The sequence below is a fragment of the Corynebacterium amycolatum SK46 genome, assembly GCF_000173655.1.
Taxonomy (GTDB): domain Bacteria; phylum Actinomycetota; class Actinomycetes; order Mycobacteriales; family Mycobacteriaceae; genus Corynebacterium; species Corynebacterium amycolatum_A.
In genome coordinates, this window is record NZ_ABZU01000007.1 from 92,693 (window position 1) to 109,527 (window position 16,835).

Annotated in this window: 16 protein-coding genes; 14 read left to right on the forward strand and 2 right to left on the reverse strand. The window is 58.3% G+C overall.

Going from position 1 to position 16,835, the window contains the following annotated elements; genetic code table 11:
* Nucleotides 1-6: 6 nt before the first annotated feature.
* Nucleotides 7-915: a thioesterase family protein gene (locus tag CORAM0001_RS06170; protein ID WP_005510826.1), complete on the reverse strand. Its 909-nt coding sequence runs from the start codon at nucleotides 913-915 to the stop codon at nucleotides 7-9.
* A 155-nt stretch (nucleotides 916-1,070) separates the two neighbouring features.
* On the opposite strand from CORAM0001_RS06170, the gene CORAM0001_RS06175 reads away from it, so the two are divergent.
* From CORAM0001_RS06175 to CORAM0001_RS06195, 5 genes are all read left to right on the forward strand, one after another.
* Nucleotides 1,071-1,754, forward strand: coding sequence for an HAD family hydrolase (locus tag CORAM0001_RS06175; RefSeq protein ID WP_005510757.1), 684 nt, complete (start codon nucleotides 1,071-1,073; stop codon nucleotides 1,752-1,754).
* 22 nt (nucleotides 1,755-1,776) lie between these two features.
* Complete coding sequence (locus tag CORAM0001_RS06180) at nucleotides 1,777-2,040, forward strand: phosphoribosyl-ATP diphosphatase (protein ID WP_005510825.1); 264 nt, start codon at nucleotides 1,777-1,779, stop codon at nucleotides 2,038-2,040.
* Between the two features lie 14 nt (nucleotides 2,041-2,054).
* Nucleotides 2,055-2,900, forward strand: a complete 846-nt coding sequence (gene hisG, locus CORAM0001_RS06185; protein ID WP_005510747.1) for an ATP phosphoribosyltransferase — start codon at nucleotides 2,055-2,057, stop codon at nucleotides 2,898-2,900.
* A gap of 354 nt (nucleotides 2,901-3,254) precedes the next feature.
* Nucleotides 3,255-4,703: an aspartate ammonia-lyase gene (gene aspA, locus CORAM0001_RS06190; RefSeq protein WP_005510833.1), complete on the forward strand. Its 1,449-nt coding sequence runs from the start codon at nucleotides 3,255-3,257 to the stop codon at nucleotides 4,701-4,703.
* 40 nt (nucleotides 4,704-4,743) lie between these two features.
* Nucleotides 4,744-6,057, forward strand: a complete 1,314-nt coding sequence (locus CORAM0001_RS06195; RefSeq protein WP_005510839.1) for an anaerobic C4-dicarboxylate transporter — start codon at nucleotides 4,744-4,746, stop codon at nucleotides 6,055-6,057.
* An 88-nt stretch (nucleotides 6,058-6,145) separates the two neighbouring features.
* On the opposite strand, the gene CORAM0001_RS06200 is transcribed toward CORAM0001_RS06195, so the two are convergent.
* Nucleotides 6,146-7,081, reverse strand: a complete 936-nt coding sequence (locus CORAM0001_RS06200; protein ID WP_050773613.1) for a RecB family exonuclease — start codon at nucleotides 7,079-7,081, stop codon at nucleotides 6,146-6,148.
* 120 nt (nucleotides 7,082-7,201) lie between these two features.
* Between CORAM0001_RS06200 and CORAM0001_RS06205 the strand changes: the two genes are divergently transcribed.
* From CORAM0001_RS06205 to tatC, 9 genes are all read left to right on the forward strand, one after another.
* Nucleotides 7,202-8,044: a tRNA (adenine-N1)-methyltransferase gene (locus tag CORAM0001_RS06205; RefSeq protein WP_005510776.1), complete on the forward strand. Its 843-nt coding sequence runs from the start codon at nucleotides 7,202-7,204 to the stop codon at nucleotides 8,042-8,044.
* A 109-nt stretch (nucleotides 8,045-8,153) separates the two neighbouring features.
* Entirely contained in the window at nucleotides 8,154-9,731 is a 1,578-nt protein-coding gene (gene arc / locus CORAM0001_RS06210) for a proteasome ATPase (RefSeq protein WP_244262007.1), read from the forward strand.
* Nucleotides 9,724-11,325, forward strand: coding sequence for a depupylase/deamidase Dop (gene dop / locus CORAM0001_RS06215; RefSeq protein WP_005510763.1), 1,602 nt, complete (start codon nucleotides 9,724-9,726; stop codon nucleotides 11,323-11,325). The genes arc and dop overlap by 8 nt, the downstream gene beginning before the upstream one ends.
* A 60-nt stretch (nucleotides 11,326-11,385) precedes the next feature.
* On the forward strand, nucleotides 11,386-11,580 hold the full coding sequence (locus CORAM0001_RS06220) for a ubiquitin-like protein Pup (protein ID WP_005510795.1): 195 nt from the start codon (nucleotides 11,386-11,388) through the stop codon (nucleotides 11,578-11,580).
* 3 nt (nucleotides 11,581-11,583) lie between these two features.
* On the forward strand, nucleotides 11,584-13,074 hold the full coding sequence (pafA, locus tag CORAM0001_RS06225) for a Pup--protein ligase (protein ID WP_005510838.1): 1,491 nt from the start codon (nucleotides 11,584-11,586) through the stop codon (nucleotides 13,072-13,074).
* Between the two features lie 43 nt (nucleotides 13,075-13,117).
* A complete protein-coding gene (locus CORAM0001_RS06230) occupies nucleotides 13,118-14,146 on the forward strand; it encodes a helix-turn-helix transcriptional regulator (protein WP_005510832.1) in 1,029 nt (342 codons plus the stop codon).
* Nucleotides 14,146-15,177 carry a helix-turn-helix transcriptional regulator gene (locus CORAM0001_RS06235; RefSeq protein ID WP_005510767.1) on the forward strand — a complete coding sequence of 344 codons (1,032 nt, stop codon included), beginning with the start codon at nucleotides 14,146-14,148 and terminating at the stop codon, nucleotides 15,175-15,177. The genes CORAM0001_RS06230 and CORAM0001_RS06235 overlap by 1 nt, the downstream gene beginning before the upstream one ends.
* Before the next feature lie 74 nt (nucleotides 15,178-15,251).
* Nucleotides 15,252-15,575 (forward strand): Sec-independent protein translocase subunit TatA, encoded by a 324-nt coding sequence (gene tatA, locus CORAM0001_RS06240; RefSeq protein WP_005510726.1) that lies wholly within the window; start codon nucleotides 15,252-15,254, stop codon nucleotides 15,573-15,575.
* 18 nt (nucleotides 15,576-15,593) lie between these two features.
* On the forward strand, nucleotides 15,594-16,820 hold the full coding sequence (gene tatC / locus CORAM0001_RS06245) for a twin-arginine translocase subunit TatC (RefSeq protein ID WP_005510762.1): 1,227 nt from the start codon (nucleotides 15,594-15,596) through the stop codon (nucleotides 16,818-16,820).
* Nucleotides 16,821-16,835 lie beyond the last annotated feature (15 nt).

Sequence of the window (16,835 nt, forward strand, 5' to 3'; positions counted from 1 at the left end):
TTCGCGTTATCCCTGCGGGCGCACCAGCAAAGTCTGCATGCTGCGACCTATCGGTCCGTGCGCATCATAGAGCTCGCCCGCCGTCATACCGATTCCATCGGGCCCGATGGAACCGCGGGCGGCGATACCAACCCAGCCGCCGTCTTCCGGCTGCGACTCCGATTCCGCCGACTTCTCCGACGCTCCGAGCTGAGGGAGTCGGTGCAGATGAACTACTAAATCAGTGTTCATGAAGGCCCACTGGTGCGGGCTCAGAGTGGCTCCGATACCGTTGGCGGTATCGGCTACTTGCATGACTCGCTCCACTGCAGTCGGCTCCTCCCCGAGCACGATTGGGTGCGGCGCGCGAACCCAGTGAATCTGCGTCCCCGCATCATCCTCCGTCGCTGCTGCGCGGGCTTCGATGGACTCAATGTAGCCACCACTCCAGTCCTCAGTAAGCGGAATGTACTCCGCGGTACTTTCCGCCGGGCCAGGCACATGTTTGTCGAAAGCGCGCTCAATATCCCGCGTATCCGCCGTGGCCATCATCCACGCAGATGCAGTGGCAACGGGGCGCCAGACACCCTTGACGTCGGCAAGCAATTCAGCCTCAACTTTGGCAATCTGACGTCCCGGTCGCGACACCCACGAGCGCGTCCGCAACTCCGTATACGGCACGGCGGAGAGCAAATCGACAGCTATGCGAGTGATGCGCATTCCCTCGCTCTTTAGGCGGCGACGTTCCAACATGCGCGTCAGTAGGGCAGACGGCGGCGCCCCGTGCTGGAACGGACCCCACGCACCGTAAGTGAAGCTGGTGGGCATGAATCGTTCGTAACTCAATTCATTTTCGGTGATAGTTCCCAGCGGAATGAAATAGGCCTCGGGGTTGTCGATGGCTTGCGCGAGCGAATCTGTCGTGGGGTTGGTCATAGCTTGTTAATGCCTTTCTTTTGCTCGGGAGACGTATACGCACTATCTTCCCGAAATCCCTGGCGGTACTTTTCTACCTAAAACCCTAGTCCTAAATCTCGTGGCCTTGCTGACATAATCGCCAAATACATTCTCACCTGGCATAGTCGCATGGTGTGAAAGCAATTTTGTGGGACATGGACGGCAGCCTCATCAATACGGAACCCCTGTGGGAGATTGCCACGTACGACCTCTCGGAATTCGTAGGCCGTCGCCTGACTCCGGAGTTGCGCATGCAGTGCGTCGGCAACACGCTCTGGGACACGCTGTCGATTTGTGCTGATCATGCGGGACGCACGCTTGACGACGAGCTGTTTTCCTCGGGCTCCCAATTCGTCGAAAACCGCTTCACTGAATTGGTTCTAGAACATGGGGTGGAGTGGCGCCCGGGTGTGCCGGAGATTTTGGACCAGACCCGAGCTGCTGACATTCCGGTGGTGTTGGTCACCAATACTCGTCGTCACGTGGCGCAACCCTGCATTGATGCCATGGGGGAGCATCACTTTGCCGCGACAGTGTGTAGTGATGAGGTGGCCAACGGGAAGCCGGCACCGGATCCATACTTGCGTGGCGCAGAGCTAGCCGGATTTGCGCCAGAGGACTGCCTGGCTATCGAAGACTCCTCAACGGGGGTGCGTTCTGCACTCGCGGCAGGCTGCACGGTGGTGTGGAATCCAATGCCAGATGTGAGCGTTTCGCAGGCTGATGTGGAGACTTTAGTACCCCCGGCGCGCTTCATTTCGGGCAATTTGGATACCTCGAATTTGGGCTTATTGCGGGCTGCTTTCGCGGGCGAGTAGACGACATGGAACAATAGACCAGGTGAAGAACTTTGATGACCTGTTTGCAGAGCTGAAGGAAAAAGCACAGTCGCGCCCCGAGGGATCGGGCACAGTCAAGGCGCTGGACGCTGGCGTGCATTTCCAGGGCAAGAAAATTGTCGAAGAGGCCGGCGAGGTCTGGCTTGCAGCTGAGCACGAATCTGACGAAGCCCTCGCAGAGGAGATTTCGCAGCTGTTGTACTGGCTGCAGGTGGTCATGGTCGGTCGCGGGCTGAGCCCCGAGGATGTTTACAAGTACCTGTAGGAGAAATCAACACCATGCTGCGTATTGCCGTGCCCAACAAGGGATCGCTGTCCGAGGCGGCAGTCGAAATCCTGAAGGAAGCTGGCTACCCGGGCCGAGGCGATTCCAAGAGCCTGACCATCCACGACGAAGCCAACGACATTGAGTTTTTCTTCCTCCGTCCGAAGGATATTCCCATCTACGTTGGCAACGGCCATCTGGATTTGGGCATCACCGGCCGCGACCTGGCCGCTGACTCGATGGCCCCGGTCGATGAGGTTCTAAATCTGGGCTTCGGCGCCTCGACCTTCCGCTACGCCGCTCCAGTCGATGAGGAGTGGACCGTAGAAGCTCTGGAGGGCAAGCGCATTGCCACCTCGTACCCGAATCTGGTGCGGGAGGATCTGAAGGCTCGCGGCATTAACGCCACCGTTATTCGCCTTGATGGTGCAGTGGAGATTTCCATCCGCTTGGGAGTTGCCGACGTTATCGCCGACGTTGTCTCCACCGGCCGTACCCTGCGTAAGCAGGGATTGAAGCCATTCGGCGATGTTTTGGTCAGCTCTGAGGCAGTTGTTGTCGGACGCAAGGGTGTGGAGGTCACCGAGGAGCAGCAGGTGTTCCTGCGTCGTATGACCGGCATTTTGCATGCCAAGACGTACTTGATGATTGACTACAACATCCGTGCGTCTGCGCTGGAAGAGGCGTCCAAGCTCACTCCGGGCCTGTCAGGCCCGACCGTGTCGCCGCTGGCGAACGAGGATTGGGTAGCAGTTCGCGCGCTAGTGCCGAAGACCGAGGCCAACCCGCTCATGGACGCACTGGCAAAAATCGGTGCCGAGGCAATTCTGGCCTCGAATATCCGTATCGCTCGAATCTAGTTACTAGGTCCGGTGGCGCGGAGTTAGTTGCGTGTTTTTAGCTTGGGCGCGCCGAGCTGCTTTGGGGACGGCTACACGGGTCTAGTTGCATATTGATGGGAGGGCTAGTCGCGCGTAGCCAAATGCGAGCTCGCTAGGGCCAGACGCGAGCTCACTAAAGGATTTCAATCTTTACCTACTTTTGCGTAAGTAGTAGCGTTGACCATAGAAGGGCGCACGGCGTTAGCCGGATTGAAGCAGCAAACTCCTGTGTGAATGCGGCAATCACGCCGACGCTGTAGTTTTGACAACACAACCATGTCTTGTCAATCACTGCAGCCCACAAGGCTGCGACTCCTAGAAGGGATTGTCCATATGTCCGCAACACGCACCGAGGTTGACCTGCTTGGCTCCATGGAGGTTCCAGCAGAAGCTTATTACGGAATACATACCCAGCGCGCAATCGACAACTACCAAATCTCCGGCAAGACCATCAATGATGTGCCGGAGTTCATTCGCGGCATGGTAATGGTGAAAAAGGCCACTGCTATTGCCAACCAGCGCGTCCATACACTGCCGAGCGATGTTGCGGAAACTATTGTCGCAGCCTGTGATGAAATCCTGGAAAAGGGACGCTGTATGGATCAGTTCCCAATCGATGTCTTCCAGGGCGGAGCTGGAACAAGTGTCAATATGAATACCAACGAGGTCATTGCCAACCTCGCGCTGGAACTCCTCGGTCAGGAAAAGGGACGCTACGACATCATTCACCCCAATGATGATGTCAACCAGTGCCAGTCGACCAATGACGCCTACCCAACTGGTTTCCGCCTTGCTGTCCACATGTCTCTGCTAAATCTACAGAAGCACTTTGATTCCCTGGTTGAAGCGCTGCATGCCAAGGGCGATGAATTCAACGACATCATCACGATGGGGCGCACACAGCTCCAGGATGCCGTTCCTATGACTCTGGGGCAGGTATTCCACGCATTTGCCAACAACCTTGAGGAGGAACAGGAGTCCATCGCAACCGCGTCGGCACGCCTGCTGCAAATTAACCTCGGTGCAACTGCCATCGGCACTGGCGTGAATGCACCGGCGGGTTACCGCGAAGCCGTAACACAAGCGCTTCGGGAAGTCAGCGGTTTTGATGTGAGCTCCGCGAAGGATTTAATTGAGGCTACCAGCGATACTGGCGCATACGTCAGCGTGCACGCCTGCTTGAAGCGCGCGGCCATGAAGATTTCTAAGATGTGCAACGACCTTCGCCTACTGGCATCGGGTCCGCGTGCTGGTTTGAACGAGATCAACTTGCCAGAGCGTGCTGCTGGTTCGTCAATTATGCCGGCGAAGGTTAACCCAGTGATTCCGGAAGTCGCAAACCAAGCCTGCTTCAAGGTTTTCGGCAATGATGTCACGCTGACCTGGGCCGCCGAGGCCGGCCAGCTTCAGCTGAACGTGATGGAGCCAGTCATTGGCGCATGTCTTTTTGAAACGATTGGTCTGCTACGCAACGCCACCGACACTCTTCGAGACAAGTGCATCACCGGTATCACTGCAAACGCTGATGTGTGCCGTGGCTATGTCGACAATTCGATTGGTATCGTGACCTACTTGAATCCGGTCATTGGCCACTACGAGGGAGACATGGTCGGCAAAGAGGCCGCTCGCACTGGTAGGTCTGTCCGCGACATTGTACTTGAGCGAGGACTTATGGATGAGTCTGAACTCGACCGCGTCCTGAGCACCGAAAATCTGATGCACCCAGAGTACCGAGGTAAGCGATACGTAGCAGGGGAGTCTCGACTAGACAACCTGTCTTAGACGGCCTCCGGGATTACGTTGTGATTTTTCGGAGATTCACGTGTTAGTTGCAGTCCAAATCCTCATCGTCTTAGCTGCTATCGTCCTGGGCGCACGTCTTGGTTCAATTGCTATCGGATTCGCCGGTGGGCTTGGCGTTTTGGCGCTCGGTATTACCGGTATCCCGGTTACCAAAGATGACATACCCTTCGATGTCATCGGCATCATAATGTCGGTCATTGCGGCCATCGCAGCAATGCAAAGGGCCGGTGGCATGGACTACCTCGTCCATCTTGCCGAGCGTTTGCTTAGAAAGAATCCGCGCCACATTACTTACTGGGCACCAGTAGTCACTTACCTCATGACGCTGCTCGCCGGCACCGGCCACACCGCATTTTCCACCCTCCCAGTTATCGCCGAAGTATCCAAGGAAGGAGGCGTTCGCCCGTCCCGCCCGCTGTCCGTGGCGGTCATCGCATCTCAGTTGGCGATTACGGCATCACCCATTTCAGCGGCTGTGGTGCTCATGGCTTCGCTCATGGAACCCCGCGGCGTTGGTTATCTCACCCTCCTGGCGATTGTCATTCCTTCAACTTTCCTCGCCATCCTTCCGACCGCCTTTGTCACAAATCACCTAGGCAAAGAGCTTGACGACGATCCGGGGTATCAAAGCCGCTTGGAAAAGGGGTTGGTCTCTAAGCCACGTGGCCAGATGAGCAAATACGTGCCAACCAAGTCGGCCAAGTGGTCCGTGGCGATTTTCCTACTCTCGATTCTCGCGGTGATGGTCTACGCGACCATCAGCACTGAACAGGTCGGCCTCGTCGCTGATCCCACGCTCCCACGAAACGAGGCGATCATGTCAATCATGTTGACCGCCGCCACCGTTATCGTGCTGGCCTGCAAATTGGACGCGGCAACCATTTTGAACACCCCGGTGTTCAAATCGGGCATGTCCGCCAGCGTCTGCGTTCTCGGTGTGGCGTGGCTGGGAACCACAATTATTAACCACTACATCGACGACATTAAGACCGCGTCCGGCAGCGTACTGACCACGATGCCGTGGATGCTGGCAATTGTGCTCTTTTTCGCGGCCGCTTTGCTGTACTCGCAGGCGGCCACTACAAAGGCCATCATGCCCGCTGCACTCGCGGTGGGAGTTTCTCCCATCACCGCGATTGCTTCCTTCGCAGCTACTTCCGCGCTATTCGTACTGCCTACTTACCCGACGCTCCTTGCCGCGGTGGAGATGGACGACACTGGCACAACCCGAATTGGCAAATACGTGTTTAACCACTCGTTCATCATCCCAGGCACCTTATGTATTGTCCTGTCCGTCGCGTTCGGTTTCGCCTTCGGCAGCGTGCTGTTGTAGGCGCGGAACATGTAGGCATGGATTACGCAATTAGTGCCTAGGTTTATGGCAAGAATTCGCCTGTAAATGCCATTCAATTGCTATAAGCCTAGTCACTTTTTTTGCTGCCAGCACTGCCCGAGCTTCCAGCGGCGGCATCACTATCTCGACTATCGCCGACAGACCCCGGCCAACCCGGGTACTCCGGTGTGACCCCGCCGTAGGCAGGGCACAACTCCTGGAAAGAACACCACCCGCAGAGCTTGGACTTCTTCGGCACAAAGTCACCGGTTTCACCGTCGCGCACGATGGCCGACCACAAGTCGGCAATCTCCGCTTGGAAAGCCTCTAATTCTGTCGCGTTGGGGCTCAGTACCAGATCATCGGCAACCTTCAGGTACATCAACCGCAACTGCTCCGGGATACGACCGGTGAGTCGCCACCACACCAGCGCGTAAAACCGCATTTGGAAGAGTGCCTCGTCCTGGAAGCGAGGAGAGGGCTTCTTGCCCGTCTTGTAGTCGACAATCCGGACCTCACCGGTCGGGGCAATATCGACGCGGTCGATAAAACCACGAAGCGGCACCGACAACGGCACGGTCTGATCAGCATCCGGATCGATAACCAGCTGAACGAACTTTTCCATCTCAGCCGCATCGAAGCCCATGGGGTTTTCCATCATGAAGTACCCCTTGAGCAGTCCGCGGCATTCGACCAGGAAGTCGTAGTAATCATCCTCCGGAACTAGCTCAATCAGTTCCTCATCCTTTGCACGCATGTCCTCCCAGGTCGGCTTCAGACGTTTCACCGCCGCCGGGTAAGTGCGTTCTTCACGGGGCCAGGCATGCATCTGTTCGAGCACAGCATGTACCAACGTGCCCTTGACCTGCGCGACAGTCGACGGCTCCGGAATCTTGTCAATCGCACGGAACCGGTACTTCAGCGGGCACTGGCGGTAATCATTAGCTCTCGACGGCGACAGCGCCAACTTAGAGCGGCGGGAAGGTTGAACTGCTGACTTAGAACTTTGGGCATTGTCGGGCATACTAGCCAGGTTAGAGTACCGCCGGGATTTGGCTGCACCCGACACATCCCGACACGACCGAACCCAACCAAACCGAACCCAACCCGACACAACCAAACCCCAAAAGGAGCCCACACACCTATGGCATTGAGCGGACCATTCCAGGTCGGCGACCGAGTCCAGCTAACTGACTCGAAGAATCGCCACTTCACCGTCATCCTCGAGGAGGGTGGCAAGTTCTTCACTCACCGCGGCACCATCCTCCACGACGACCTCATCGGCGCCAAGGAAGGCACCACCGTCACCTCCGGCGAAGGCACGGTCTACCTGGCCATGCGTCACTTGCTGGTCGATTACGTCCTGTCCATGCCGCGCGGTGCTGCGGTGATTTACCCGAAGGATGCCGCACAGATCATCGTCGAGGGCGACATCTTCCCAGGTGCGCGCGTGTTGGAGGCCGGCGCTGGCTCCGGCGCGCTCAGCCTCAACCTGCTCCGCGCCATCGGCGCTGACGGGCAGCTTATCTCCTACGAGGTCCGCGAGGACCACATCGAGCACGCCGAACGCAACGTTGTCGACTTCATGGGCCACAAGCCAGACAACTGGGACTTGCGCCTGGGCGATCTCAACGAGGCCTCCGTCGAGTCGCTCGGCGGCCCGGTCGACCGAGTCATTCTGGACATGCTCGCTCCGTGGGAATGCCTGGACACCGTTTCGAAGGTGCTTCAGCCTGGCGGCGTGCTCATGGTCTATGTCGCCACTGTTCCGCAGCTAATGAAGGTCATGGAGGGCATCCGCGCGCAGAAGTGCTTCACCGAACCACGCGCCTGGGAATCCCTGGTCCGAGACTGGAATGTTCAGGATCTCTCCGTCCGCCCGGCGCACCGTATGCAGGCGCATACCGCATTCCTGGTGTGGGCACGCAGGCTTGCCGACGGCACGGTGCCTCCGCGTCCACAGCGACGAAATCAAAAGAAGCTCTAGAACCGCCGCTTCGCGCTGGGAGGTGTAGCCGTCGTAAAGTGTGATGCGACACACGGTCTAAATCGACCAAGCAACAACGACATCTGGCCCTATGGGTAATCTGGGGTATATGACAACGCCGTCTGACAAAATCCGTGATCTTGAGCAGAAGAACTACAACCTCGGCATTCGAAATAATCGCCTGGTTGAGCTGTTGCGGGACTCCCGTAACAAGCTAGAGCTACTGCGCCAGGACATGGAGGACATGCTGGAGCCGCCTAGCACGTACGGTATTTTCCTCAAGCCGGGGCCGGAGAAGGGCACCGCAGAGGTGTTTACCGGAAATCGACGGATGCGCCTGCGGGTGCAGCCGGAGATTAACGAGCGGGCACTTCAGCCGGGCGCGCAGGTGCGTCTGAATGAGGGCTCGATAATCGTGGAGGACTGCGGTTATCCGGAAAGCGGCGATATCGCCAACGTTCGTGAGGTGCTGCCGGATCGGGAACGCATTTTGGCCTCGGATACTCACGGCGAGGAATTCGTGGTGTCGCTGGCGGGGGATTTGTCGCCGAAGCCGGGGGACTCGGTGATGATTGACCGCAAGTCGGGCTATGCGTTTGAGGTCATTCCGAAGTCCGAGGTGGAAAACCTGGTGCTTGAAGAGGTACCGGATGTCACCTACACGGATATCGGTGGTTTGGACAGTCAGATTGAGCAGATTCACGACGCCGTGGAGATGCCTTTCCTGCAGCCAGAACTGTTTGAGCAATACAACCTGCGTCCGCCGAAGGGTGTGCTGCTCTACGGCCCTCCCGGCAATGGTAAGACGCTGATCGCCAAGGCTGTGGCTAATTCGTTGGCACGCAAGATTGCGCTATCCCGAGGTAAAACCGAGGCGGAGGCTCAGCGGGCGCAATCGTACTTCTTGAATGTCAAGGGCCCGGAGCTGCTGAACAAGTTCGTGGGTGAAACCGAGCGTCAGATTCGCCTGATTTTCGACCGCGCTCGAGACATTGCCGAGGATGGCAAGCCGGTTATCGTCTTCTTTGATGAGATGGACTCGATTTTTCGCACTCGTGGTTCGGGTATCTCCTCGGATATGGAAAACACCGTGGTCCCGCAGCTGCTCAGTGAACTTGACGGTGTGGAAGGGCTGGAAAACGTCATCGTGATTGGTGCCACCAACCGCGAGGAGATGATTGACCCGGCAATTCTGCGCCCAGGACGCCTGGATGTGAAAATCCGCATTGAGCGCCCGAATGAGGCTGCGGCGAAGGATATCTTCCGCAAGTATTTGACTCCAGAGCTGCCGTATAACGCAGCCGAGGTGGAAGCGCACGGTGGGGTGGAGCAGAATGTCTCACACCTCATTGACCAGGTTGTTGAGCGGATGTACGCCAAGACGGAAGAAAACGAATACGTGCGGATTCGCTATGCAGATGGCACCAGCGAGGTTATGTACTACCGCGATTTCAACTCCGGCGCGATGATTTCCAACATCGTCGACCGTGCGAAGAAGTCCGCCATCAAGTCGGTTATCGCTGGCGGCGAGGCTGGTATTAGCTTGGATCACCTGCTGTCCGCAGTGGCGGAGGAGTTCGCACAGAACGAGGACCTGCCGAACACCTCGAACCCGGATGAGTGGGCTCGAATCTCCGGCCGTCCGGCGGCGCGCGTTGCCTCGGTTGAGGTGATTCGCCATGGCTAATTCCGCACAGACGATGCCTTCCGCACAGCCGAAACGTCCCGCACAGCCGAAGCGCTTCTTCGGCACGGAGATTGAGTACGGGATTTCCAGCCCGGACAACCCGGATGTCAGCCCAATTCTCACCTCCACGCAGGCCGTGCTGGCTTTCGCGCACGAGCAGGAGGAGGGCCTGTCGGGACGCATCCGCTGGGACTACGCGCCAGAGTCGCCACTGCGTGACAGCCGCGGCTTTGACCTGCGCCGCTACCACCAGCCGCCGATTGTTGACCCCAACGCCGTCGGCGCTGCAAACCTGCTGGTGCAAAATGGTGCTCGCTTCTACGTCGATCACGCGCACCCGGAATACTCCTCACCGGAAACGGCAACTGCTCGCGAGGCAGTTATCGCAGACCGTGCAGGGGACAGGATTATGCTGCGCGCAGCTCAGCTTGCCGCAGAAGCCACCGACGCCGAGGGCAATCCAGGTCCGACGCTGAAGCTCTACCGCAACAACGTCGATGGCAAAGGCGCTTCCTATGGCGCCCACGAGAACTACCTCTTCTCCCGAGAAACCGAGTTCGATGACATCGTCGCCGGTCTGACACCGTTTTTCGTCACCCGCCAGGTGTTCACGGGCGCTGGTCGCGTAGGTCTGGGGCAGATAGGGCAGGAGTCGGGTTTCCAGATTTCGCAGCGCGCGGACTACATCGAGACTGAGGTCTCGCTGGAGACCACTTTGAACCGCGGCATCATCAACACCCGCGATGAACCACACGCCGACTCCGATCGCTTCCGCCGCCTGCACGTCATCATCGGGGATGCCAACATGAGTGAGGTCGCCACCTTCCTCAAGCTGGGCACCACAGGTTTGGTCATTGACGCCATCGAGGACGGCGTGCGTTTCGACGACCTGCAGCTCCGCAACCCCGTCGAGGCCGTCCATAAGGTCTCCCGAGACCTGACTTGCACCGAGAAGCTGCAGCTGGCAGACCATGTCACGTGGATGTCCGCGGTGGAAATGCAGTACGAGTACCTGCGTCGCGTGGAGAGCTACGACCAGCAGGGTGACGTCGTCAAGCTCTGGCGTGAAGTGCTCGACGTGCTTTCCGACGACCCCCGCAAGGCAGCCCACCTGCTGGATTGGGTGGCGAAATACAACCTCATGGAGGGCCTGCGTACCCGCCTGGGCGCGGGCTGGGACCACCCGAAGTTGGCGTTGATAGATATTCAGTACTCGGATATCGATCCGGCTCGTGGACTGTACCATGCGCTGGTGCGCCGCGGTTCGATGCGCACGCTCGTGACAGAGGAAGAAGTCGACCACGCGGTTGAATACGCGCCGGAATCCACGCGTGCGTATGTGCGCGGTGGCATTCTGCGCCGCTTTGGCAAGGACGTCGTCGCGGGCAGTTGGACCAGCTTGGTGGTGGACACCGCGGGGGTGTATCGGCGCACTCGTGACGTGGAGTCGCCAGGAATTACGCTGGCCTACATTACGCTGGATGAAGTTGACCGTTTCACTGCCGCAGAATGCGGTGACGTGTTGGAGGCTGCGGAGACAGTGGCCGAGGTGGTCGAGCATCTGCGTACGCTCGGGGCTATCCGCGAACAATAGGCACACATAGTGCAGTAATAGGCAGTAATACTCAAAAGTTCAATTTTAAGGAGCAATATCATGGCTGGTAACACTCAGGTTTTCGGCGGCGGTTCCGGCGGAGGCGACGAGGAAGAGTTCGGCGAGGTCGCTGGCGGCGGTCAGGCTCAGGAGCACGTTGCAGCTGCTGACGACCTGCTGGATGAAATTGACGGTCTGCTGGAGAACAACGCCGAGGAGTTCGTGCGCTCGTATGTCCAGAAGGGTGGCCAGTAAAAAGTGACTGACCAGCAGGAGCCGGCACAGGCGTTGACCCGGCGCATCACCGGCATTGAGACCGAGTTCGGCATCACTCTGACTCTGGATGGCTCGCGCCGTCTGGGGCCGGATGAAATTGCCCGTTACATGTTCCGCCCGGTGATTGCCAAGTACGGGGCGACCAACATTTTCACCCCCAATGCTGGTCGTATGTACCTCGATGTCGGAAGCCACCCGGAGTACGCCACTGCTGAGTGCGATTCGGTCTCGCAGCTGGTCGCGTACGACCGCTCGGGCGAGGTCATCTTGAACGAGCTCGCCGAGAAAGCCGAGGCAGAGCTTGCCGACGAGGGCATCGGTGGCAAGGTCTACCTGCTGAAGAACAACGTTGATACCGTCGGTAACTCCTACGGTTGTCACGAAAACTACCTGGTTGGACGTGAACTGGGACTGAAGTCCCTGTCCAAGCTGCTGTTACCTTTCTTGGTTACGCGTCAGCTCATTTGTGGTGCGGGGAAGATTTTCCTGCCGTACCCAACCTCGCCGTATCACAACGATCCGATTCAGTACTGCTTCTCGCAGCGCGCGGATCACGTGTGGGAGGGTGTCTCCAGTGCAACGACACGCTCCCGGCCGATTATTAACACTCGCGATGAGCCACACGCGGACTCCAACCGATTCCGCCGCCTGCACGTCATCGTGGGCGACTCCAACATGAGTGAGACGACGACTGCACTCAAAATTGGCTCCACTCAGCTGGTCCTGGAAATGATTGAAGCCGGCGTGAAGTTGCCGGACTTCGAGGTCGCCAACGAGATCAAGTCCATCCGTGCGGTGAGCCGCGATATGACGGGCAAGGCCGAGATTCCACTGCGCAGTGGCGAAACTGCCACCGCGCTGCAGATTCAGCGTGAGTTCTTGGACGCTGCGACGGAGTGGCTGAAGGTCCGCGAAGAAAACATGGTCAACGAGGACAAGGGCATTGCCGGTGCCGGCACGTCCAACGAAGAAATGAGCCGCATTGTCGAGCTGTGGGGTCGCGCGCTCGATGCCGTGGAAACCGGTGACTGGTCTCTCATTGAGCACGACATTGACTGGGCCATTAAGTACTCGCTCATGAAGCGCTACCTGGACCGCGGTCTAACGCTGGAGGACCCCAAGCTTCATCAGATCGACTTGGCCTACCACGACATCCGTCCCGGCCGAGGCATCTTCCGCGCGCTGGAAGCCCGTGGTATTGCCTCGCGGTGGATTACCGATGAGCAGGTCGCTGAGGCGGTCCGCATCGCACCGCCAACTACTCGTGCGAAGCTGCGCGGTGATTTCCTCGTTGCAGCCGAAGACTCCAGTTTGAAGACCGTAGTGGACTGGACACACCTGAAAATCTCCGGCGACGATCCCATCTCCACTATGCTCGGCGACCCCTTTGCCACGGAAAACGATGAGGTCAATGAGATGATCGAGATTCTGACGGCCGCGAAGAAGACCTCGGATACGGATTCGAATAACTAGTTCCGTCCCCGGAAACTGCCCCAGGAAAAGGAGCCCCACAGTCGTGTCTGTCTCGCCGGTATCGGAAAACCCCGGATCCGCTGCGATCAGTGAGAACCAACGTCAGGTTCAGCTGCTGTTGGCGCTTGCCGACGACACTGGGTGGGTCAGCGAGTCGTGGATCTCCAAACATGTCGAGGGTTACTCCCGTGTTTCCGAGGATTCCCGGGCTCGTTATTTACGTGCGGACACCGCGGCACTCCTGGCAGCCGGGGTCCCGGTGGAGGTTTCGTCGTCAAGCGCGGGCGATAAGGTCAAACGTCTGCGCCTGAACAGACTACGGTGGCCCCAGCACGACCCCGAGTTCACTGAAACCGAGGCTTCAGTGGTTTTCCAGGCGGCGAATGCGGCGTTTGGTTCGGAGGAGCTGAGCTCGACGGCTGTGGCGGCGTGGCGGAAGCTCGCGTCCTTTACGCAGCGTAGTGCTATCGCAAAGCCGGAGGAGTCGGTAGTGGTGGCCGATGCGGTGGATATGAGTCGAGTGGATTTCAGCACGCTGCTGACCGCGATGACTTCGCCACGGCGAACAGTGGAGATGTGGTACTCCCGCCAGTACGGCGTGGATGATGAACTGCGCATTCTGGAGCCGTGGGGTCTGATTAATCTGCGCGGGCGCTTTTATTTGTTGGGCTTTGATCCGCAGCGTGAGGCGGCGCGTATGTTCCGGCTCAGCCGTATCCGCGATGTGTCGGATACGGGGACGTCGGCGACCCAGCCAATGCCCGATGGCGACTTGCAACAGATTGCGGAAGACATGTTGCACCGCGGTGGGAAGACCTATCAGGCGGTTGTTCGTATTGCGCCGAATACCTGCGCCGATGTGGTGATGAAAGCGACGGCCCTGGGGGAGGGGCGCTACGAGTTGCCGGCGGCACCTGTGAGCGAGATTGTGTCCACAGGATTGAGTTACGCACCGGATTTGATTGTTGAATCACCGGCGAAGGCGCGGTCGGAAATTATTGCTCGGTTGGAGCAGGTACTCGCTCGCCATGGCGGATCGAATGGTACGAAGAACACTCTGGAGGGCAACTAATGACAGTGCATGCAGCCCGGGAGCTTGACGCGAATGTCAGCGTCGACGAGTTGTTGGCAGTCGTACCGTATTTTTCGCAGCACCGTTCAATGACAGAGGCCGCTACCGAGCTAGCCATCCCTTTCGCCCGAATTCGGGCAATCGTGGAGCAGATTGCCGATATTGACCAGCCGGGACTCCTCGGAGTGCGGGCTTTTGAAGTTGATTACCGCAACAGCTTTGACGTCCGCATTCGCCCTCAGGCAACGGTGCTCAGCCAGCCGCGTGCGCTCACAGCCGAAGAGACCGCGACCTTGCTGCTCGTCCTGGAAACCATCGAGGACTCCGCAGCCACCACTTCCTCCGAGGCCGCGCAGACGGCCGCGACAAAGCTCCGCAGTGCGCTGGGAACAAACGTCCCCATCATTGACTCGACCGCCGCGGAGGATGGCAAATCCTTTTCCTTTTCTGAGCAGATTTACTCCGCGCTGCATCAGCGCAAGGTGTTGAAGGTGCGCTACCGGAATGCCTCGGGGCAGGTTACAGTCCGTGAGCTTGACTGTGTCAACGTTTATACAGTTGAATCCACGACGTATCTCCGCGCTGTCGACCGTGCCCAGGAAGACAGCCGTCAGAAGAGCTTCCGCGTCGACCGCCTGGAGGCCGCCGAGGCCCTCGACACTCCAGCCGGTTTCCACCGCGCCGAGCCGGTCGACATCCGTGATCCCCACGCCTTTGGTGCGGAAACGGGAACGTCCGAATGGGCGAGTGTGCTTATCGACGCCGACGCCACCTGGATCGCAGACTATGAACCGGTCTTTTTTACCGAGAATGAAGAAGGCCAAGAAGATGCCGAAGATGTCTTTGACCAGGGCTTAGGGCCGTCGGAATTTTCCGCTGACGTGCCCATGTCAGACTTGGCCGCAACTGTCTCCTTTGTTCTCCGCCGTTCACCGAGCGTAACGGTCACTGAGCCCCTAAAATTGAAAAACGCCGTTGTTGCGCAAGCCCGCGAAGCTTTGGCAGAGTATGGTCGAAACGACAAGGCTTAAATCAAAGCTTCAATCGCGCACGATGTGGCAATTTGCCACTTGTATTTAAATTCATTCGAAAGGTCTCTAAGCGGATGCCGAACCTAGGTCCCTGGGAAATCATCATTATCCTGGTCGTTCTTGTCTTGCTCTTTGGTGCAAAGAAGTTGCCAGATGCCGCACGTTCGCTCGGCCGCTCCATGCGTATTTTTAAGTCCGAAGTCAAGGAAATGCGCAACGATGACGAGCAGCAGGAGCAGGCTGCAATCCAGCAGGCTCCACAGGCTCAGCCACAGCAGCCGTACCAGCCGCAGCAGCAGTACCAGCAGCCGGCACCTCAGGCCCAGCCGCAGCAGCAGTACCAGCAGCCGTACCAGCCACAGCCTGGCCAGAACAACCCTGGCCAGCCGCAGCAGTAGTAGAAGGCCGGTTGAAGCGTGACTTCAGCTACATCCACATCACGTCCTCGGAAGCGCCAGCATAAGCGCAATCCCGAGGGCGTGATGACTATTGTCGAGCACATTCAAGAGCTCCGGCGTCGCCTCGTTCTCGCCCTCGCTGGTATTGCCGTCGGCACTGTTGTGGGCTTTATCTGGTATCAGACCGCCTTTACCATTGGCCAATTCCGCATACCGTTTACCTCAACAAATATCGGTCCTCTGCACTTTAAGTCCTTGGGCGAGTTGCTCAAGGATCCGTACTGTCAGCTTCCACCCGAGATGCGTCTCGGCGGTGGTGAAGGCGCGGAGTGTCGTCTGCTGGCGACCAGTCCGTTTGAAATGTTCATGTTGCGCCTGAAGGTCGGTGCGCTGGCCGGTCTGGTGATGTCGTCGCCATGGTGGCTCTACCAGATTTGGGCCTACATCACTCCCGGCTTGGTGCGCAGAGAACGCCGCACCACGCGCAGGGTTGTGACTGCCGCCGCGCTGCTGTTTGTCATGGGTTCCGTCCTGGCGTACTTCGTTGTCGCCATCGGTCTGGAGTTCTTGCTCCAGATTGGTGAAGAGACGCAAATTTCTGCACTCACCGGTTCGCAATACTTCGGTTTCCTCTTGGCGCTCATCGTCTGCTTTGGCGTGAGCTTTGAGGTTCCGCTTTTCCTGGTCATGTTGAACATGGCCGGTGTCGTTACCTACGAGAGTATCAAGGACAAGCGCAGCATCATCATTATGTCGCTGTTCATCTTTGCAGCCTTCATGACTCCGGGGCAGGAACCAATATCTATGGTCGCGATGGCGACTGCACTGACGTTGCTGGTGGAAATCGCAATTCAGATTTGTCGCATTCATGACCGTCGGAAAGCAGAAGAGCGACCGGAGTGGTTGGATGTGGATGACGAGCAAGGCTCCGGACCGATTACGGCTTCCGGTCCGATTGGCTCCGCCGGCGGTATCGGTGACGTGGGCGGCATCGACGCCCCGACTTCAGTAAGTGCGCCGACGTCGATTCAGCCGGGCGGCATGCCGACGGCATCAGCGGCCCCGACGACCTCCCCGATTTCTGGCCCGACGCCTGTGCCCGCGCCGACGCCGACGCGGGCATCCCAGGTGCGCCCGACTCGCAATTCTCGTCCACCACGGCCACAGGGCATGATTCCGGAGACGCCGATGCCGACGCAGGACTTGCGAAATCGTCCGACGAGCGACTTTGATGATGTTCTCTAGCGCGGTTTATGACAC

Coding starts and splice junctions, on each gene's coding strand:
- CORAM0001_RS06220 (WP_005510795.1), top strand. CDS start 11,386: ATGGCTGGTAACACTCAGGTTTTCGGCGGCGGTTCCGGCGGAGGCGAC.
- aspA (WP_005510833.1), top strand. CDS start 3,255: ATGTCCGCAACACGCACCGAGGTTGACCTGCTTGGCTCCATGGAGGTT.
- arc (WP_244262007.1), top strand. CDS start 8,154: ATGACAACGCCGTCTGACAAAATCCGTGATCTTGAGCAGAAGAACTAC.
- CORAM0001_RS06200 (WP_050773613.1), bottom strand. CDS start 7,081: ATGCCCGACAATGCCCAAAGTTCTAAGTCAGCAGTTCAACCTTCCCGC.
- dop (WP_005510763.1), top strand. CDS start 9,724: ATGGCTAATTCCGCACAGACGATGCCTTCCGCACAGCCGAAACGTCCC.
- CORAM0001_RS06170 (WP_005510826.1), bottom strand. CDS start 915: ATGACCAACCCCACGACAGATTCGCTCGCGCAAGCCATCGACAACCCC.
- CORAM0001_RS06205 (WP_005510776.1), top strand. CDS start 7,202: ATGGCATTGAGCGGACCATTCCAGGTCGGCGACCGAGTCCAGCTAACT.
- tatA (WP_005510726.1), top strand. CDS start 15,252: ATGCCGAACCTAGGTCCCTGGGAAATCATCATTATCCTGGTCGTTCTT.
- CORAM0001_RS06235 (WP_005510767.1), top strand. CDS start 14,146: ATGACAGTGCATGCAGCCCGGGAGCTTGACGCGAATGTCAGCGTCGAC.
- hisG (WP_005510747.1), top strand. CDS start 2,055: ATGCTGCGTATTGCCGTGCCCAACAAGGGATCGCTGTCCGAGGCGGCA.